Annotated in this window: 20 protein-coding genes; 13 read left to right on the top strand and 7 right to left on the bottom strand. The window is 41.0% G+C overall.

Annotated elements, in window-relative coordinates; all coding sequences use genetic code 11:
* Positions 1-44 precede the first annotated feature (44 nt).
* The gene (pyk, locus tag AC3Z9T_RS04940; protein WP_490125080.1) at positions 45-1,487 is read right to left on the bottom strand and encodes a pyruvate kinase; all 1,443 of its coding nucleotides are present in this window, start codon (positions 1,485-1,487) and stop codon (positions 45-47) included.
* Between the two features lie 249 nt (positions 1,488-1,736).
* Positions 1,737-2,582, bottom strand: a complete 846-nt coding sequence (locus tag AC3Z9T_RS04935) for a MurR/RpiR family transcriptional regulator (RefSeq protein WP_490125079.1) — start codon at positions 2,580-2,582, stop codon at positions 1,737-1,739.
* A 404-nt stretch (positions 2,583-2,986) separates the two neighbouring features.
* On the opposite strand from AC3Z9T_RS04935, the gene zwf reads away from it, so the two are divergent.
* Complete coding sequence (gene zwf, locus AC3Z9T_RS04930) at positions 2,987-4,462, top strand: glucose-6-phosphate dehydrogenase (RefSeq protein WP_490125078.1); 1,476 nt, start codon at positions 2,987-2,989, stop codon at positions 4,460-4,462.
* Positions 4,463-4,570: 108 nt separating this feature from the next.
* On the opposite strand, the gene pdxK is transcribed toward zwf, so the two are convergent.
* Positions 4,571-5,419 carry a pyridoxine/pyridoxal/pyridoxamine kinase gene (gene pdxK / locus AC3Z9T_RS04925; protein ID WP_490125077.1) on the bottom strand — a complete coding sequence of 283 codons (849 nt, stop codon included), beginning with the start codon at positions 5,417-5,419 and terminating at the stop codon, positions 4,571-4,573.
* Between the two features lie 635 nt (positions 5,420-6,054).
* Here pdxK and mdtJ point away from each other — a divergent pair.
* On the top strand, positions 6,055-6,483 hold the full coding sequence (mdtJ, locus tag AC3Z9T_RS04920) for a multidrug/spermidine efflux SMR transporter subunit MdtJ (protein ID WP_490125076.1): 429 nt from the start codon (positions 6,055-6,057) through the stop codon (positions 6,481-6,483).
* 2 nt (positions 6,484-6,485) lie between these two features.
* Complete coding sequence (gene mdtI, locus AC3Z9T_RS04915; RefSeq protein ID WP_490125075.1) at positions 6,486-6,818, top strand: multidrug/spermidine efflux SMR transporter subunit MdtI; 333 nt, start codon at positions 6,486-6,488, stop codon at positions 6,816-6,818.
* Positions 6,819-6,867: 49 nt separating this feature from the next.
* Here the strand turns inward: mdtI and AC3Z9T_RS04910 are convergent, their stop codons facing one another.
* On the bottom strand, positions 6,868-7,215 hold the full coding sequence (locus AC3Z9T_RS04910) for a RidA family protein (RefSeq protein WP_490125074.1): 348 nt from the start codon (positions 7,213-7,215) through the stop codon (positions 6,868-6,870).
* A 150-nt stretch (positions 7,216-7,365) separates the two neighbouring features.
* Here AC3Z9T_RS04910 and yoaA point away from each other — a divergent pair, with 150 nt between their 5' ends.
* The 6 genes from yoaA to AC3Z9T_RS04880 all read left to right on the top strand — a co-directional run bounded on the left by yoaA (position 7,366) and on the right by AC3Z9T_RS04880 (position 15,027).
* A complete protein-coding gene (gene yoaA / locus AC3Z9T_RS04905) occupies positions 7,366-9,291 on the top strand; it encodes a DNA repair helicase YoaA (RefSeq protein ID WP_490125073.1) in 1,926 nt (641 codons plus the stop codon).
* Between the two features lie 123 nt (positions 9,292-9,414).
* Positions 9,415-10,110, top strand: coding sequence for a tRNA (adenosine(37)-N6)-threonylcarbamoyltransferase complex dimerization subunit type 1 TsaB (tsaB, locus tag AC3Z9T_RS04900; protein WP_490125072.1), 696 nt, complete (start codon positions 9,415-9,417; stop codon positions 10,108-10,110).
* 378 nt (positions 10,111-10,488) lie between these two features.
* Positions 10,489-11,094 (top strand): Slp family lipoprotein, encoded by a 606-nt coding sequence (locus tag AC3Z9T_RS04895; RefSeq protein WP_490125071.1) that lies wholly within the window; start codon positions 10,489-10,491, stop codon positions 11,092-11,094.
* 401 nt (positions 11,095-11,495) lie between these two features.
* Positions 11,496-13,184: a long-chain-fatty-acid--CoA ligase FadD gene (gene fadD, locus AC3Z9T_RS04890; protein ID WP_490125070.1), complete on the top strand. Its 1,689-nt coding sequence runs from the start codon at positions 11,496-11,498 to the stop codon at positions 13,182-13,184.
* A gap of 90 nt (positions 13,185-13,274) precedes the next feature.
* The gene (gene rnd, locus AC3Z9T_RS04885; protein ID WP_490125069.1) at positions 13,275-14,399 is read left to right on the top strand and encodes a ribonuclease D; all 1,125 of its coding nucleotides are present in this window, start codon (positions 13,275-13,277) and stop codon (positions 14,397-14,399) included.
* Between the two features lie 151 nt (positions 14,400-14,550).
* Positions 14,551-15,027 (top strand): hypothetical protein, encoded by a 477-nt coding sequence (locus AC3Z9T_RS04880; RefSeq protein WP_490125068.1) that lies wholly within the window; start codon positions 14,551-14,553, stop codon positions 15,025-15,027.
* Between the two features lie 246 nt (positions 15,028-15,273).
* Here the strand turns inward: AC3Z9T_RS04880 and minE are convergent, their stop codons facing one another.
* Genes minE through minC form a run of 3 tightly spaced genes read right to left on the bottom strand, consistent with a single transcriptional unit; the run spans position 15,274 to position 17,114 of the window.
* Entirely contained in the window at positions 15,274-15,552 is a 279-nt protein-coding gene (gene minE, locus AC3Z9T_RS04875; RefSeq protein ID WP_490125067.1) for a cell division topological specificity factor MinE, read from the bottom strand.
* A gap of 3 nt (positions 15,553-15,555) precedes the next feature.
* Positions 15,556-16,371, bottom strand: a complete 816-nt coding sequence (gene minD, locus AC3Z9T_RS04870; protein WP_490125066.1) for a septum site-determining protein MinD — start codon at positions 16,369-16,371, stop codon at positions 15,556-15,558.
* A gap of 23 nt (positions 16,372-16,394) precedes the next feature.
* Positions 16,395-17,114 (bottom strand): septum site-determining protein MinC, encoded by a 720-nt coding sequence (gene minC, locus AC3Z9T_RS04865; protein ID WP_490125065.1) that lies wholly within the window; start codon positions 17,112-17,114, stop codon positions 16,395-16,397.
* 129 nt (positions 17,115-17,243) lie between these two features.
* Between minC and AC3Z9T_RS04860 the strand changes: the two genes are divergently transcribed.
* Genes AC3Z9T_RS04860 through ycgN form a run of 4 tightly spaced genes read left to right on the top strand, consistent with a single transcriptional unit; the run spans position 17,244 to position 19,792 of the window.
* The gene (locus tag AC3Z9T_RS04860) at positions 17,244-17,516 is read left to right on the top strand and encodes a YcgL domain-containing protein (RefSeq protein WP_490125147.1); all 273 of its coding nucleotides are present in this window, start codon (positions 17,244-17,246) and stop codon (positions 17,514-17,516) included.
* A gap of 46 nt (positions 17,517-17,562) precedes the next feature.
* Entirely contained in the window at positions 17,563-18,651 is a 1,089-nt protein-coding gene (locus tag AC3Z9T_RS04855) for a lytic murein transglycosylase (RefSeq protein WP_490125064.1), read from the top strand.
* A gap of 20 nt (positions 18,652-18,671) precedes the next feature.
* Complete coding sequence (locus tag AC3Z9T_RS04850) at positions 18,672-19,328, top strand: fumarylacetoacetate hydrolase family protein (protein WP_490125063.1); 657 nt, start codon at positions 18,672-18,674, stop codon at positions 19,326-19,328.
* A 20-nt stretch (positions 19,329-19,348) separates the two neighbouring features.
* Positions 19,349-19,792, top strand: a complete 444-nt coding sequence (ycgN, locus tag AC3Z9T_RS04845) for a cysteine cluster protein YcgN (protein WP_490125062.1) — start codon at positions 19,349-19,351, stop codon at positions 19,790-19,792.
* Positions 19,793-19,902 lie beyond the last annotated feature (110 nt).

Genomic DNA, 19,902 nt, shown 5'->3' with positions numbered 1-19,902 from the left:
ATTAATTAAAGAGGAGGAATAATCCTCCTCTGGTTACTTATACTTTATTCAACTTCTAAAATACGGCAGGTGTTGGTGCTGCCGATAGTTCCCATCAAATCGCCTTGGGTCACTAGAACCAGATCTCCGGTCATTAAGTAACCGTTATCACGTAGGCGAGTTACCGCTTCGTTCGCTGCTGCAATGCCATCGGTATGTGTGCTACAAAATACGGGGGTAACACCTCGATACAGTGAAGATTGATTCAGGGTTTTTTCGTGGCGAGACATCGCGAAAATAGGTAAACCAGAGCTAATGCGTGACATCATACGTGCGGTACGGCCAGATTCGGTCATGGCGATAATCGCTTTTACCCCTTTAAGGTGGTTAGCCGCATACATGGTTGACATGGCGATAGCTTCTTCAGGGGTATCAAACTCAGCATCTAAACGGTGTTTAGAAACGTTTAAACCAGGCATTTTTTCTGCGCCAAGGCATACTTGAGCCATGGCTGCCACGGTTTCGGCTGGATACTGACCTGCAGCGGTTTCAGCTGACAACATCACTGCGTCGGTACCATCAAGTACGGCGTTAGCCACGTCCATAACCTCTGCACGTGTTGGCATTGGGTTAGTGATCATGGATTCCATCATTTGTGTCGCAGTGATCACTACACGGTTAAGTTGGCGAGAGCGACGGATCAGTTTTTTCTGTACAGCGACCAATTCGGGATCACCAATTTCAACCCCTAAATCACCACGTGCAACCATCACGACATCAGAAGCTAGGATCACTTCATCCATAACTTCATCATTCGCTACGGCTTCAGCTCGTTCAACTTTCGCAACGATTTGGCATTCACAACCTGCATCACGTGCTAAACGACGTGCATAATTTAAGTCTTCACCTGAACGTGGGAAGGAGACTGCAAGGTAATCAACGCCAATTTTTGCAGCAGTAATAATATCGGCTTTGTCTTTGTCGGTTAATGCCTCAGCGGATAAGCCACCACCGAGTTTATTAATACCTTTATTATTCGATAGTTGGCCACCGACAGTGACTTCAGTAAACACTTGTAAACCTTGGACTTCACGAACTTTGAGCTGTACGCGACCGTCATCAAGTAGCAGGATATCGCCAGGTACGACATCAGCAGGGAGACCTTTGTAGTCGATACCGACTTTTTGCTGGTCGCCTTCACCTTTACCTAACGCGGCGTCTAATGTGAATTTATCACCCACATTAAGGAATACTTTACCATCTTTAAATGTAGAAACACGAATTTTAGGGCCTTGCAAATCACCGAGGATAGCTACATGGCGACCCAAACGAGCGGAAATTTCACGCACTTTATTCGCGCGGAGAATATGGTCTTCTGGAGTTCCGTGAGAGAAATTAAGGCGTACAACGTTGGCGCCGGCGTTAATAATCTTTTCAAGATTATTATCACGATCGGTAGCTGGACCTAGGGTAGTAACAATTTTAGTTCTTCTAAGCCGTCTAGTCATGTATTACTCCGTTGACCTATAATGGTGTTGTTTTATTGATTGAAATCTTTTCATACTTCAAGTGGCATGCCATCAAATATGAATGAAGGGATTGCCATCATGCAACTTGAAGTATAACGAGTACATTTAGCGTAATTTCGCGACTTTTCCACAATAAGTTACGCTGCTGACACGAGCACAGCTATTATATACTGCTAATTAGTTAATGCTATCGGGTCTGCAAAACTATTATAAAAGAGGCTCTTTTTGCTACACACTATCAAACCGCGAATCACGTAATGCTTCTTTGACCCGTTTCAAGTTATCTCTAAATTTTTCACCTCTTCTCAATGTAAAACCGGTTGTCAGTACATCAATAACAGTTAATTGAGCTAACCTCGATACCATTGGCATATACATATCGGTATCTTCAGGAACATCAATTATGATTGAAAGGGTGGCTTCTTGAGATAATGGGGAATTTTCGGAGGTAATTGCAATAACGGTAGCATCGTTATCACGGGCTAGGCGAGCCATTTCAACTAATGCTTTAGTTCTTCCTGTATGTGAGATCAACACAATCACATCCCCTTCACTGCTATTAATGCAGCTCATGCGTTGCATAACAATATCATCAAAGTAAATGACAGGAATATTAAAACGGAAAAATTTATTCATTGCATCATGAGCAACGGCTGCTGAGGCTCCAAAACCAAAAAAACTAATTTTTCGTGCTTGTGTGAGTAAATCGACCGCACGGTTGATCGCCGTAATGTCTAAACTGTGCTTAACATTATCTAGCCCAGCCATAGCGGATTCGAAAATTTTGTGGGTATAAGTATTAACAGTATCGCTTTCTTCTACATTGCGATTTACATAAGGTGTGCCGTTGGCTAGGTTTTGCGCTAAACGTAATTTGAAATCGGGGAACCCTTTGGTATCCATTTTACGACAAAAGCGGTTTACCGTAGGCTCACTGACATTAGCGAGTTGAGCTAGGGTTGCTATGCTGAGATGGATGGATTGTTGTGGCATTCCAAGGATCACTTCGGCAACTTTCTTTTCGGATTTGCTCAAAAAATCGAGGCTGTTTTTCATTTGTTCTAAAATATTCATGTCACGAAAGCGCCTATTTCATCAAAAGGAGAAATTTTTCCGCCATAAAGCTACTGTGTATTTATTAATAGCGTTTTTACAGCTGTTGTAAAAAAGGAAATATACTATGAGTTATGGCTAACCTATCTGAATGATAGGTGTTTGTGATGCAGTTTTTTGCGAAACTATGAGCTGTATCTAATTTTCATATCCGTAATTTCATTTGCTGTTTTGTCATTTTGTTACAAGTGCTGTCACCATTCAGTTATGATAAGGTTATTGACCTTTGGTGCTTTTTTCACCATAAAAACTGTGATCAGTATCATCAATATTTACTGAATACCTTCAAAAGGGTACATTAGCGGAACATCTGGCTAATTTTGTAACAAAATTACAATAAATTCCGCAAATTGAGGAGAACCAATATGGCGGTACATAACGCTGCTCAAGCCTGTGATTTGATTATTTTTGGCACCAAAGGGGATCTTGCTCGTCGTAAATTGCTTCCGTCTCTGTATCAATTAGAGAAAGCAGGCTATATCCATCCAGAAACACGCATCATTGGGGTGGGACGTGCGCAGTGGAGCCAGAGCGATTATGTTGATTTTGTTGAGAAAGCATTCAACGAATTTTTGAAAGAAGATCTCGACCCAGAGCTTTGGGCGAAACTGAGTTCACGTTTAGATTTTTGCAATCTTGATGTCAACCAAACTGAAAATTTTGACAGCTTAGCGCAAATGCTGAAGCAAGACCGTCATCCAGCAATCCACTATTTCGCTATGCCACCAAGTACCTTTGGTGCTGTATGTCATGGCCTTGGTCATGCAGGGTTGAATAAGCAACCTAACCGTGTGGTCATGGAAAAACCATTGGGTACGGATTTAGCCTCCTCGCAAGAAATTAACAATGAAGTGGCTAAATATTTTGATGAAAGCCAAGTCTACCGTATCGACCATTACCTTGGTAAAGAAACAGTTCTGAACCTATTAGCACTGCGTTTTGCTAACTCACTGTTTATCAACAACTGGGATAATCGGACCATCGACCATGTCCAAATTACAGTTGCCGAGGAAGTGGGTATTGAAGGGCGTTGGGGCTATTTTGATCAGGCGGGTCAAATGCGCGATATGGTGCAAAACCACCTATTGCAAATTTTAACCATGATTGCAATGTCACCACCGGCAGATTTAACCACTGACCGCATTCGTGATGAAAAAGTCAAAGTTTTACGTTCACTGCGCCGTATTGATCATACTAATGTCAGAGAAAAAGCGGTGCGTGGCCAGTACACTGCGGGCTTTGTACAAGGTAATAAAGTGCCTGGTTACCTAGAAGAAGAAGGTGCCAATAAGAAAAGTATGACTGAAACCTTTGTTGCTCTGCGCGTTGATATCGACGATTGGCGTTGGGCTGGGGTGCCGTTCTACTTACGCACTGGCAAACGCTTACCTGCAAAATGTTCAGAAGTGGTGGTTTATTTCAAAAAACCTGCACTGAATATTTTCTCTGAAAGTTACCAAGAGCTACCGCAGAACAAGCTAACTATCCGTTTACAACCGGATGAAGGGATTGATATCGAGATCATGAATAAAGCACCGGGTCTCGATCATAAACACCGTTTGCAAACCACAAAACTGGATTTAAGTTTCTCTGAAACGTTTAATCAAACTCACTTAGCAGATGCTTACGAGCGCCTATTGCTTGAAGCAATGCGTGGTATTCAAGCACTGTTTGTACGTCGTGATGAGGTTGAAGAGGCTTGGAAGTTTGTTGATTCTATTATGGATGCATGGGCAATGGATAATGAAGCACCTAAGCCTTATCAAGCAGGTACTTGGGGCCCGATTGCTTCCGTTGCGATGATCACCCGTGATGGTCGTTCGTGGAATGAGTTTGAATAAACCTACCAGTATATAATGTAAAAAACCAGCCGTCGAGCTGGTTTTTTATTGCAAAATCAATGGATTGACTGAATATTGTTATCATAGATAATGATTGTGATAACAGTATTACAGCACCAGTTCACTGCGGCCTGTTGCAGCCATATGGATGATCCCTTGTTCAATGCGTAAGCAAGCCATTTTAGCGGCATCAGGTACAGATAACCCTGCAAGCAGTTGTGCTGTTAATTCAGCACCAAATAAATCACCAGTGCCTTTTGGAGTGACAGGATAACGTTTATGGCGAATAACGGCAACGTCATGTTTAGTAACGCAAACCACGTCAATACTGTCTTCATCAGCCTGAAATGCGCTGGTGATGATTACCCACTGAGTATGACCTTTTAATAAACAGCGTGCTGCTTTAGCCGCATCATCTAAAGTCTGTATTTCTTGACCGCTGAGCGTTGATAACTCAAATTTATTGGGTATGATCCCCGTTGCAAGTGGAATGACTTCATCTCGATATACTTCAGCAATTTCAGGCGGGATATAGAATCCGCTATCTTCATCTCCCATTACAGGATCGACGATCACGGGGAGCGATGGGTGAGTTTTCCGTATAGCGGAGAGCCATTGTGCAAGATCATGAGCTTTATTTTTAGAGCCCAAGTAGCCAGTTAAAATTGTACGCACGTTATCCATACAGCCACGCTCCACCAAGCCACTCAAGTAACCACGAAACCACTCGGAAGGTAACTCACCACCATGGCACGTCGCGTAATGAGGGGTATTGCTTAAAATTACGGTTGGAACAGCGGCAACGCGTAAACCTTGTTTCATTAACGCAGGAACAGCAATGCTATTACCTACGCTGCCGTAGATTACTTGTGATTGTATCGATATCACATCGTAGGGAAGTGGAGTTGCATTAGTATCATTTTGAAAACTATTTGAGGTGAGGTTAAAGGTGTCCATTGCTCTCTCTTAGGGATTGCTTAAGTATCTGTCTACTCTCTATAAGATGCTTGTTCGAGTTTGAAGTCAATCATAAACCACACAAGTCAGTCTGTAATAAAATAAAACAATGAAAAATTTATTTTTTTCAATAAAAAGTATGGTTAATTAGTAGCGGTTTTGCGATTGATTATGCGCTTATTTTTAGGATACATCATGGTTCACTTATAATTAAATGCATAATTATGCAATAAATATTCATTTTAAAAAGCTGTTTGCATTCATTGACTTAATGTTTTTGCCGTGATAAAAATAACTTGAAAATAACTTTATATGAGGGTTCGGAGTAACTTAGATGGATGTCCATCTGATGAAATGAATGAGATATCATGCTTAGCGTGAATAGCATTAAAATCAGCAAGTCCCAAAGAAGATCAACTCACCGGCTTTTCCTTTCAGCTATCCTTTCCAGTGAACACCACTGGTGCGGTGCATTATAGCGTCTTTCTCTAATATTCATTCGACTGAATAAAATCAGTATCGTTTTGTTATTTATTAATTTTTTATAATTGCATTAAAAATTTTTTAGCCTAAAAGTTTGTTTTGATTGTACAAAAAACAAGCTATAATGCAATTATCCATAGAGAGACATTATAATGATATATTGGATATTTTTAGCATTAGCTATCGTTACCGAAGTGATCGGTACCTTATCAATGAAACATGCCAGTGTGAGTGGTGATTTTACGGGTATGGCTGTGATGTACGTTATGATTGCATCATCTTATATCTTATTAGCAATTGCGGTAAAAAAAGTTGCCTTAGGCGTTGCTTACGCATTATGGGAAGGTATAGGTATTCTATTCATTACTACTTTCAGTGTGTTGTGGTTTGGCGAGTCATTATCACCAATGAAAATTGGCGGATTGGTTCTATTAATAGCAGGTATTGGTTTGATTAAATCAGGAACCAAAAAGGCAACAGTCAGCAAATCGGCACAAAAAGTAAAACAAGCAGCAGATCGTGCAGTATCCGCAGTGAAATCAGGAAGTTTGGCGCATAATAACGCTAAAACGGAGGCCTGATCATGGACGTTCAATTTGAATGGTGGCATGGGGCATTTTTAGTATTAGCCGTGATACTTGAGATCTTGGCGAATATTTTATTAAAAATGTCGAACGGTTTTAAACGTTATTGGCTAGGTATCCTCTCTTTGATCGCAGTATTAGGTGCATTTAGTTCACTTGCTCAAGCGGTTAAAGGAATTGAACTGTCAATCGCTTATGCGCTGTGGGGAGCATTTGGTATTATTGCCACAGTGGCGGCAGGGTGGATATTATTCAACCAGCGACTTAACTACAAAGGATGGGGAGGCATTGTCCTACTTTTATTAGGTATGGTTCTCATCAAAATGTCATAAACCAAAAAAAGCGCCAATATCACATTGGCGCTTTTTCATGGTTAACAAATTAATCAATTGCCGCGACGATTTTAATTTCTACTTTATATTCAGGTTTCATCAGTGCGGCTTGCACAGTACAACGAACTGGAGCACTACCCGCGACAACCCAAGCATCCCATGCCTGATTCATACCCGCAAAATCGGCTTTATCAGCCAAAAATATGGTTGCATCTAAAATCTTGCTTTTATCTGAACCCACTCGTTGTAACAGAATATCAATGGCAGAAAGGGTGTTTGCTGTTTGTGCAATAATATCCGCATCTAAATTTTCAGGGACACTGGTATAATAGACAACGTTATTATGGATCACTGCTTCGGACCAACGTTTATCTGGATCAATTCTTTCAATGGTCATCTGAGTTCCTTATTTCATGTTTTTTTAAGGATAACAGTTAGATTGACTGATGAAAATCCTTTCTGATGTGATGACTTTATTTAACACAGCGGCAGATCATAATACATGTTAAAATCGAGACTTCTAAGTTGAATACTATATAGGTTTGCGGTGCACGACGATTTTTCTTCAGATGGCTTTCTAGCGAGAACAATTCCAGGATTTCAGCCACGGGCAGCACAGGTCACTATGTCGAATGCTGTCACTGATGCGATTCAAAAGCAGCATGTGCTGGTGGCGGAAGCAGGAACAGGAACGGGTAAAACGTACGCCTATTTAGTCCCAGCGTTACGCTCCGGTAAAAAAGTGATTGTTTCGACGGGTTCGAAAGCATTGCAGGATCAACTGTATCACCGTGACTTACCGACTATCATTGATGCGATGCAATATCGTGGGCGAACCGCGCTACTGAAAGGGCGTTCTAATTACCTTTGTTTAGAGCGTTTAGATCAGCAATCGCTTGGTGGTGGTAGCCTTGAGCCTGAAATACTCTCTGCGGTAGTGCGACTGCGTAGTTGGTCGATTGAATCAGAGTCAGGTGATGTCAGTACCTGCCATGATATTGCCGAAGATCATGTTGTTTGGCCACTGGTCACCAGTACTAATGATAACTGTTTGGGCAGCGATTGCCCTCGCTATCAAGAGTGCTTCGTATTAAAAGCGCGTCGTAAAGCGTTAGATGCCGATATTATTGTGGTTAACCATCATCTTTTTATGGCAGACCGTGTGGTTAAAGACACCGGTTTTGGTGAGCTGATGCCGCAAGCTGATGTCATGATTTTTGATGAAGCACATCAAATCCCTGATATTGCCAGCCAATACTTCGGCCAACAGTTGAGTAGTCGTCAACTGCTGGATTTGGCCCGTGACATGGTGATGGCTTATCGAACCGAGCTCAAAGATCAGGCTCAATTACAAAAAAGTGCAGATAGGCTGACTCAAAGTACGTTGGATTTCCGTTTGAACCTTGGGGAAAACAGTTTTCGTGGTAACTTACGTGATTTGTTAAAAATGCCAGTAGTACAGCGTGCGCTGATACTATTAGATGACTCACTTGAACTTTGCTATGAGGTCGTTAAAAGTTCATTAGGCCGCTCACAAACCTTGGATTCGGTGTTTGAACGTGTCACGTTATACCGCAACCGATTAAATCGGTTAAAAGATGTGACGCTCCCCGGTTATAGTTATTGGTTTGAAAGCTATGGTCGGCATTTTTTATTAGCTTTAACACCGCTAACCGTCGCTGAAAAATTCAGTGAGATGATTGCCAGTACTCCTGCCAGTTGGGTATTTACCTCCGCTACACTATCGGTTAATGAGCAACTGAATTATTTTACTGATCGGCTTGGTTTAGTTTCTGCGGAAACGTTATTACTCGCTAGCCCATTTGATTATCAAAGCCAAACATTACTCTGTGTGCCGCGTTTTCTTCCTGAAACCAATCAAAAAGGCATTGCACAAAAATTGGCTGCAATGCTAAGACCACTGATTATCAAAAACCAAGGGCGCTGCTTTTTCTTATGTACCTCACACTCGATGATGCGTGAGCTGGCGGAAGAGTTTAAAACAACATTAACACTGCCAGTTCTGATGCAAGGTGAAAGTAGCAAAAACAAGCTACTTTCTCAGTTTATTGCTGCGGGAAATGCCGTATTGGTAGCAACGAGTAGCTTTTGGGAAGGCGTTGATGTTAGAGGGGATGAGCTAACTTGCGTCATTATTGATAAATTACCGTTTACAGCGCCAGATGACCCTCTATTGCGTGCACGTATCGAAGATTGTCAATTACGTGGTGGCGATCCCTTTGCCGATGTACAGATCCCCGATGCGGTTATCACATTAAAGCAAGGGGTTGGGCGATTGATCCGCGATACGCGTGATTATGGGGTAATTGTGATTTGTGATAATCGTTTAGTAACTCGTCCATATGGCGCTGTTTTTTTAAACAGTCTACCGCCTTCACCAAGGACTCGTAGTTTAACTAAAGCGATTGAGTTTCTTGAGAAAAAAAGAACTGAAATTAATAATAGTAATTAAACCAAAGCGATATGAGTATTTTTCTGCTACCTCTTCCTGAGTTTATGCTAATATAACAATCACTTTCAGGGCATGGCGATATCGCCATGGCATCGAACCTAATCCATTTGCCGAGGTTATGGCATGTCGAGCCGTATTCTTGCTGTTGATACAGCAACAGAAGCATGTTCAGTCGCATTGTTATGCGATGGAGAAATTATTTCTCGTTTTGCAATTTCACCGCGTGAGCACACACAGAAAGTGTTGCCCATGGTTGAAGAGGTTTTGTCGCAAGCGGGGATCGCATTAAATCAATTAGATGCACTAGCTTTTGGCCGTGGCCCAGGTAGTTTTACTGGGGTGCGTATTGGTGTTGGTATTGCTCAAGGTTTAGCATTAGGAGCTGATTTACCCATGATTGGTGTTTCATCTCTCATGACGTTAGCAGAAGGGGCTTATCGAATCTCTGGGCACACTCAGGTATTGGCTGCCATTGATGCACGTATGACCGAAGTTTATTGTGCTCAGTATCAACGCGGTGCTGGTGGCGAGTGGCTTGGTGAACAAACTGAAGCGGTGATGAACCCTGACCTATTTAAGGATGCAATCAGTCAACTGACGGGCCAATGGGGCTATGCAGGAACTGGCTGGCAGGCCTATCCTCAGTTACACGAAAGTGGTATTGCACTAGTTAATAGTGAGGTTGAACTGCCAGCAGCACAAGACATGTTGCCTATCGCTGAGCGTTTATGGCTTGCGGGGAATGTTCAAGCAGTGGAAAATGTTGAACCAACCTACTTGCGTAATGAAGTGACTTGGAAAAAACTACCGGGTCGTTAATAGTATTATTTTAAGACTGGCTAAAAATAGCTCAAACTGTTTAGCCAGCTTTTGTTTTTTCAAACACTGAATTTAATCAATCATAAATAGAATTGTTATTAAATGAATGATTAAAATTCACATCAATGGTTGCCTTATTTATCTATAATAAATATAGACGTTATACTTTAAATAATTCGAAGTGCAGCTAGGCGGCAAGCGAATGAGATGCTAGGAGCATATATCAGTAGCGAGTGATCGTCACCACAATGCCTTAACGAAAGGCGCTGCAATTTGCATGATGGCAAGTATACTGAACATATCGTGTTATGTTAGGTAATATTGATGTTAATCTATGCTATCTGAATTTATACTTAAAGCTAAAAACGGAGGTGGTATATGGGAATTAAAATTAACTGCCGCACTACTCTTAAAGCAGCTTTATTTGTCGGCGTATTAGCATTAACAGGTTGTGTTTCGATCCCTGCATCAATTCAAGGGTCGTCACCTGATCCTGCGGTTAACTTATCATCAGTACAAAATGCACCTGAAATGTATATTGGGCAAGAAGGGCGTTTTGGCGGGAAGGTAATTTCAGTTTTCAACCAACCAAATAAAACACGCCTTGAGATTGCCGTTATTCCATTGAATAAGTACGATGCATCGCCTGAGTTAAACACAGCATCCGTTGGTCGTATTTATGCTTTTGTGAATGGTTTCCTTGATCCTGCCGATTACAACGGCCGTTATATCACTGTTGTAGGTAAAATTGCAGGGGAACAAGCAGGTAAAATCGGTGATATCCCTTATAAATATGTCACTTTGAATGTTACTGGCTATCAGCGTTGGAACCTAGCACAAAGTGTTGTATTACCACCGGTAGGGCCATGGGGTTATGGCTATTATGGCAATCCTTATTACCATGATCATCCTTGGGGTTATGGGTATGGCTACTATGGCTACCCAGGTGGCGTGGCTCCAGTTCAAACTTACCTCACTGAGTAAATCTTCGGTTAAGAGGAACGGCTATTGCTGTTCCTCTATTTCATTTAACGCATATCGATAGATAATGCGTTAATTTCTCCAAAAATGTTTCAGAAAAGTGTATCATCGCGTCATCATTATTAGATAGATGCTTTAAATAGGTTACGGCAGAGTACTGCTCAAATAGATGAGTTATGGATACTGTTGTAATGCTAAATGTAGCAAGTATCGTTCTGTGAAAATAAACTTAAGTGAGAATAGGCGGATTGTCCGCCTATTTTTATTTCGAAGGAATGAAATTTATTTAGTGATAGAGCTCTCAACCTTAGCACAGGGTATTTTTCAAACTGGTACGCTGAGTTAATAATTTGTTAAAAGAATGTGCGGGCAATATTACTATACTAAAATTCAGGAGTCATACTTTGGAAAAAATCTGGCTAAAAAATTACCCAAGCGATGTGCCGGCAGAAATCGATCCTGATCGCTTTGCTTCATTGGCTGAATTACTGGAAAACTCGGTATCACAATATGCAGATCAACCTGCGTTCATTAACATGGGCGCAGTCATGACATATCGCAAATTAGAGGAAAGAAGCCGAGCCTTTGCTGCCTATTTACAAAACGGGTTAGGGCTAAAAAAAGGCGATCGCGTTGCACTGATGATGCCGAATCTATTGCAATATCCGATAGCGTTGTTCGGCATTTTGCGGGCGGGTATGGTTGTCGTCAACGTTAACCCTCTTTACACTCCAAGGGAGCTGGAACATCAGTTAAACGATAGTGGTGCGACTGCCATTGTTATCGTATCTAATTTTGCACACACCCTTGAAAAAATTGTTTTTAATACCAAAGTTAAACACGTTATTTTGACGCGTATGGGCGATCAGCTTTCACGTCCTAAAGCGACATTGGTTGATTTCGTCGTCAAGTATGTCAAACGTTTGGTGCCAAAATACAATTTGCCTGATGCAATTTCATTTCGTCGGGCGATGCATTATGGGTATCGGATGCAGTATATCAAACCAAATATTTCTGGTGATGATCTTGCATTTCTTCAATATACAGGCGGAACGACAGGGGTTGCTAAAGGAGCCATGTTAACCCACCGCAATATGTTAGCTAACCTTGAGCAAGCTCGAGCAGCTTATGGGCCTGTTTTAAAATTTGGCGCGGAATTTGTCGTGACAGCACTACCGCTGTATCACGTTTTTGCACTGATGGTTAATTGTTTACTATTTATTAATGTCGGTGGGGTTAACTTGTTGATTACTAACCCACGTGATGTTCCGGGCACGATTAAAGAGCTGGTAAAATACCCAGTGACATCAATCACAGGGGTCAATACCTTGTTTAATGCATGGCTACATAATGCAGAATTTCAAAAGTTAGATTTTTCTAAATTAAGGTTAACGGTTGGCGGCGGTATGCCAGTACAAAAAGCGGTTGCTGAAAAATGGCAAAAACTAACCGGTAAGCATTTGTTAGAAGGTTATGGTTTGACAGAATGTTCGCCACTTGTTACTGGAAATCCGTATAATCTGACTGCTTATAGTGGTAGTATCGGGTTACCTGTTCCATCAACAGATGTGAAATTAGTTGATGATGATGGTCACGAAGTGGCATTTGGTGAACCCGGTGAACTGTGGGTGAAAGGCCCTCAAGTCATGAAAGGTTATTGGAACCGTCCTGATTCAACTGCGGAAATTTTACGTGATGGCTGGTTAGCCACAGGTGATATCGCAGAAATAGATAGCGAAGGCTATATACGTATCGTCGATCGCAAAAAGGACATGATTATCGTCTCTGGCTTTAATGTTTATCCAAATGAGGTTGAAGATGTTATTTCATCTCACCCTGATGTGGTTGAATGTGCAGCGGTGGGTGTTCCAAGTGAAAGCACAGGGGAAGCGGTTAAGGTATTTGTTGTTAGTGGCAATCCTAACCTAACAATAGACGAATTAAAAACCTTCTGTCGTCGTTCATTAACGGCGTATAAAGTACCAAAATTGTTTGAATTCCGTACCGAGTTACCTAAGTCTAACGTCGGTAAGATATTGCGTAGAGAACTACGTGATGAAGAAAGAAAGCGAATGGATGAATCAACAGCCTAATAACGACTGATTAGCTTGCATCCAAAAATGAGTAACGCCGGTTTTTTACCGGCGTTACTGTGATAAGACTATAAAAAAGAGAAATTTGTTTTGAATTACCGTTTAGTTACTACTGATAGTGAACTTGCACAAGTGTGCCAACAGGCGAGTGAAGCCGATTGGCTGGCACTGGATACGGAATTTGTCCGTACTCGAACTTATTATCCTCAATTAGGTTTGCTACAACTTTATGATGGAAAACAAGTTTCCCTGATCGACCCTTTATCTATTAATGACTTTTCACCTTTTAAAGCATTATTAACTAATAAAAATCTGATTAAATTTTTACATGCAGGCAGTGAAGATCTTGAAGTTTTTTTACATGATTTTGGCTGTGTACCTGAGCCCATGGTGGATACACAAGTTGTTGCTGCTTTTTTGGGTTATCCAATTTCTTGTGGTTTTGCCTCATTAGTGGCCGAGCATTTAGGTGTTGAACTTGATAAAAGTGAATCTCGAACGGATTGGTTAGCTCGTCCACTAAGTGAAAAACAATGCCTCTATGCGGCGGCAGATGTGCTTTATTTATTGCCACTCGCTAACATATTGATGCAAAAAGTAGAAGAGGCTGGTTACCTGGCTGATGCGATGGAAGAGTGCCAAAGAACCGTTACTAGAAGGCAGCAGACTATCGAGCCAGCGTTGGCATACAAGAACATCACTAATGTGTGTCAGCTAAGAGGTGAACAATTGGCCTGTTTACAAATGTTAGCTGAGTGGCGTTTAAATCAAGCGAAAGCGCGCGATATGGCGATCAACTTTGTTGTTAAAGAAGAACATTTATGGAAAGTTGCCCGCTATTTACCTAGCTCATTGGGTGAACTGGATGCATTAGGGTTAACTGGACAAGAGATCCGTTGTCATGGGCGGCGTTTGCTGAGTATTGTTGAAAAAGCTCAACAAATGGATGAAAAGGAATATCCGCAAGTTGTGGCAAATCTGAACGAGCAATCACAATATAAAAGCCTATTTAAAGAAATCAAAACAGTCGTAAAAGAAATTGCAGAGCATGAAAAATTCAATGCCGAGTTACTGGCTTCAAGACGCCAGATAAACCAATTGCTTTCTGTGCATTGGGGAATTAAATCAATAGCTCAGCAACCTGAACTTCTTGATGGCTGGCGAGGTCGATTGCTCGCGGAGCCCATTACTAAATTATTATCCCAATCTCATTAATTTTATTCATTAGCCTCTGAAATATTTTTTGAGAGGCCATTAATGTTTATGAATTAGAATTAATTTATTAAAATTAGCAATATGTTATTTTTTTTATTGTTACTCTTTGATGATTGCAATGTTATTAATAATCATTTTTAAGGGGATAATAATGAAAACAAGGCTACTCACTTACTTGGTTTTTACTTGCTTAGGGAGCTTTTCGTATTCTTATGCACAAATACAAAGCCCACTAACAAATACAGCTCTGATATCTCAACATGATGAAATACTAGAAGAAAAATGCTCATCAAACAAGAACAGCGATTTCAGAAATAAATATTATGGGGTAGTTGATTTACATGTAGTAGGAAAACATAATGTTGGTATTATTAATTACCCACTTGCTGGAGATGTTAAGTTAAACTTTGATAAATATTATTATACTGGTTTTCTAAAAAGTGATATCGCAGAGATAAAATTAGAAGGTTGTATTATAAATGGTGTTGAATATAGTGGAACAGCTGTTGTGAATAATATCATAAATGCCAGATCTTTTATTACTTATATTGATAAATTATTTGGAGCAGTTAATTTTAGGATGGATAATCAAATGCATGCAATAGAGTTTTATAGCATAGGTAATTGAATCTAAAATACATACTTCAAGTCACAGAGCTTTTTGTTAAGGTAGGGTGATGATGTTCTGCTCACTGCCCGAATCACAGTGTTTATCTATGTTCATTGGCTATTTTTACGTGCCAGTATCTGCATCTTGAACTAGCTAGTGTATAAAATGCAGAAAAGCTGGGGTTAGTGCCTTTACACACTTATAATGCAGGGCATTAAAGCGAGCCGCTATTTGTCAGCTAAAACAGCGGCTACTTTGCAAGTATTACTTCTCTGGAACCTTGACTTCATCACCTTCAGGTAATGTTACGTTCAGTTCGAGTACTGAGATATCATCGCCTTTTTGTTCAAATTGCACAGAAAGCATCTCAGGATCAACCTGAACATATTTGCAGATAACTTGTAAGATATCTCTTTTCATGTCTGCAAGATAAGGAGGTTCGCTATCACCGCGGCGGCGTTCCGCAACGATGATCTGTAATCGCTCTTTTGCGATATTTGCTGTCGGTTTTTTTCTCGACAGAAAGAAATCCAATAAAGCCATTATTTACCCCCCAAATAGGCGTTTCAAGAAACCTTTTTTCTCTTCTTCAATGAATCGGATAGGGCGTTCTTCACCTAAAATACGGTCAACACAGTCACTGTATGCCTGACCTGCATCAGATTCAGCATCTAAAATAACTGGTTCACCTTGGTTTGATGAACGCAGTACAGACTGGTCTTCAGGGATCACACCAATGAGTGGAATGCACAGTATCTCCAGAACGTCTTCCATACTTAGCATATCACCACGGGTCACACGACCAGGGTTATAACGCGTTAATAGTAAGTGTTCTTTAATGGGATCTTGGCCTTTTTCTGCACGACGTGATTTTGACGCAAGAATACCTAAAATGCGGTCTGAGTCACGAACTGAAGAAACTTCAGGGTTAGTGGTGATAATCGCTTCATCAGCAAAATACAGTGCCATCAGCGCGCCACTTTCGATACCCGCAGGGGAATCGCATACCACAAAATCAAATTCTAGATCGTTGCTTAATTCGTCGAGTATTTTCTCAACGCCTTCGCGAGTCAGGGCATCTTTATCACGTGTTTGTGACGCAGGAAGGATATAAAGGTTCTCTGTCCGTTTATCCTTGATTAATGCCTGATTAAGCGAAGCATCGCCTTGAATGACGTTAACGAAGTCATACACTACTCGGCGTTCACATCCCATGATCAGGTCGAGGTTACGCAGACCGATATCAAAATCGATCACGACCGTTTTTTTCCCTCTTTGCGCTAGGCCTGTAGCAATGGCCGCGCTTGACGTGGTTTTACCGACACCACCTTTACCAGATGTAACAACAATTATGCGTGCCATGAATAATTCCTTGTAAATAAGGTCTAAATTAATTGTTCAATATTTAATCTGTTATCAACGAGACGGAGTTTCGCTGCTTTGCCGAGAAATTCAGATGGGATCTGATCACTCAGCCAATACTCACCTGCGATAGAGACTAGTTCTGCCTGCAAGTGAATACAAAATATTTGGCTTTCGGTATCGCCGGAAGCACCTGCGAGCGCTCGGCCTCTCATCATGCCGTATATATGAATATTACCATCTGCAAGTAATTCTGCACCTGCACTCACATTACTTGTGACGATAAGATCACTATTTGGCGCATAAATTCGTTGCCCAGAACGAACGGGGGTATTGATAATCCGCGTTTTTCGATAACTAAATTCAGGATCTGAGGCGGCTACCGCTTCGATAACTTCTCTAACTGGCTCAGGTTGAATTTCAATGGCTTTTTGGCTTTTGCCTTCATTAAGCACGGGTAAGCCAGCATCACTCACCTGTTTACGTAGCAATGGGTCACTGCATCCACTAATGCCAACAACTCTTAAACCAACAGAGACAACTGTTTTGTGGATACTATATAGATCAGCGTTGGCTGTAAGATTAGCAATATTAATGACGACAGGCGCATTTTTAAGGAAGTCAGGTGCTTGGCTTACCTTATCTTGTAGCGCTTTTTTGATGAGTTTAGGTTCTTCACTGTGTAAGTGAAGAACTGAAAGTGTAAAGCTACTGCCTTTGAGTTCTATTGGCGACTGTGACATCTATCCGGGCTCAGCAAATTAAAATATCCGAAACAAACTTCGGGTGACGATATTCTGTAAAACAATAGCATGTTATAGTTACTGTATTATTCAAGCAAGCCAATGAACAAAGAAAAAGAGTTAAATATAATGATTTGTGCAATATATCGTAGTCAGAACCGTGATCAAACATATCTTTATATTGAGAAGAAAGATGATTTTTCGCGAGTCCCCGAAGAATTGATGAAGCAATTTGGTGCTCCGCAGTTCGCAATGTCTTTATCCCTAACCAACCGCGACAAGCTGGCAAATGCAGATATTGAAAAGGTAAAGGCAGATTTAATTGAAGTTGGATATTACCTTCAATTTCCACCGCCTGTTGAAAATCTACTCGCAGAATACCGTGATGCGTCGAGTAAATAAAATTAGGACAATCCTTAGATAATTTTTCACCGGTGGGAGTGATTAAATGAAACCAACGTTATTATTTACTTTAATTGGCGGTCTATTTTTAGTGAGCTGTTCAGCAAAACCACCTGTTTCAGCTGCTCCAGAAGTATTAACTGCACAACAAGATGCGGCAATTGAAAAAGAAGTTGCTGCGTTAGATAAAGCATTCCCAATTGAAAGCCGTGAATCATCACAATTTCCAGCTTATGTTGAATTATTAAAACAACATGCATTAGCACAAGGAATAAAACCAGCAACCATTGAACGTGGTTTTGCTAACATCCATTTTATTGAGCGTGTTGTTAAAGCAGATAAAGGTCAACCTGAAAAAAGAGCAACGGTAACGCTGGATAGCTATTTAAAAAATGTATTACCTGCTTCACGGATTAATGCTGGAGCAGAAAAATATAGGGAAAATGAAGCTATCTTAAAGGCAATAAGTAAACGTTATGGGGTTCCACCTCAATATATCGTTTCTCTATGGGGGCTCGAAAGTGGCTTCGGACGTTCTCAAGGTAAAGAAGATGTCATTTCTGCACTGGCAACTTTGTCATTTGAAGGTCGTAGAGAAGCGTTATTTAGCAAGCAATTACTTGCCGCTTTAGAAATAATGGATAAAGGTTATATTCCTGAAGACCAGCAATTAAAGGGATCTTGGGCAGGGGCTATGGGGCAAAGCCAGTTTATGCCAACGTCTTATTTATCGTATGCCGCAGATGGTGATGGCGATGGTAAAATGGATATTTGGAACAACAAAGCCGATGTTTTTGCCTCGATAGCCAATTATCTGTCAACTGAAGGTTGGCAGTCTGCGCTGCCATGGGGTTATCAGGTCAGTTTACCTGATAATTTTGATAAGCAGTTAGAAGGCGTTAAGGCGGAACAAGCTAAAACGGTTGCTCAGTGGGAGAAATTGGGCATAAAACTTCCTGCATTTGCACTGCTAGCTCCAGGGGATAAAGCATGGTTGGTAATCCCTGATGATCCTCAAGGGCGTACTTACTTGGTAACTGAAAACTTTCGTACTATCATGCATTGGAACCGCTCATATTACTTCGCTTTGAGCGTTTGCCTCATGGCTGATGGCGTTGCTCAAAAAATACAATAACGATAATAGGAGTTACAACTATGTACCAACATCGTGACTGGCAAGGTGCCTTACTTGATTTCCCTGCAAACAAAGTTGTCTGTGTCGGTAGCAATTATGCTAAGCATATTAAAGAAATGGGCTCCGCACACCCTGAAGAACCGGTTATCTTTATTAAACCGGAAACGGCATTGTGTGACGCTAATCAGCCAATTGTGATACCAAAAGATCTTGGCTCAGTGCATCATGAAATTGAATTAGCTGTTTTGATTGGTATGCCATTAAAAAATGCTGATGAAGATCGAGTATCACGTTCAATCGCGGGTTTTGCGGTTGCACTGGATCTGACATTAAGAGACTTACAGGCTAAATTTAAGAAAGCCGGGCAGCCATGGGAAAAGAGCAAAGCATTTGATGGATCATGTCCTATATCAGGTTTTATCCCAGTAAATAGTTTTGGCAACCCACAAAGTGCACAGTTATCTTTGGAGATCAATGGTGAAATTCGCCAGTCAGGCTCGACTCGTGATATGATCACACCTATATTGCCTTTGATTAGCTATATGTCCCGTTTTTTCACCTTGCGTCCAGGAGATATTATTTTAACGGGAACACCAGAAGGTGTTGGGCCTTTAATTTCTGGTGATATGCTAAAGCTTTCGATTAATGACCACTCGTTAACCACGCGAGTGATTTAAGTATAGGATTGATAAGTATTATGTCTCAGCCTTTCTGGCAGGTAAAAACGTTAGATGAAATGACTGACGAAGAATGGGAATCTCTATGTGATGGTTGCGGCCAATGTTGCTTGCATAAACTCATGGATGAAGACACAGATGAAATTTATTTTACTAACGTGGCTTGTAATCAGTTAAATATCAAGACTTGCCAGTGTAAGCATTATGAAGATCGCTTCAGTTATGAGGCAGATTGTATCAAACTCAACCGTTATAATTTAGAAACGTTTGAGTGGCTGCCACATACTTGCGCTTATCGATTATTACTTGAAGGTAAAACATTACCAGCTTGGCACCCGTTGATAACAGGTTCTAAGGCAGCAATGCATGGTGAACGGATCTCCGTTCGCCATATTGCGGTGAGAGAAAAAGATGTGGTGGAATGGGAAGATCATATCTTGAATAGACCTGTAGGCAGAGGTTAATCATTTGGTTACCAACTATTAAGAATTCCTTTTCCGGCTGGCATTAGTGGGCTAACGTTCACAAATGCCAGATAATCACCTTATATTTTAGATTTTATCAGTATTTAATT

The sequence above is a fragment of the Providencia sp. 6390 genome, assembly GCF_058148425.1.
Note: the sequence above shows the minus strand (reverse complement) of the source record. Positions and strands in the feature narration are given on the sequence as shown.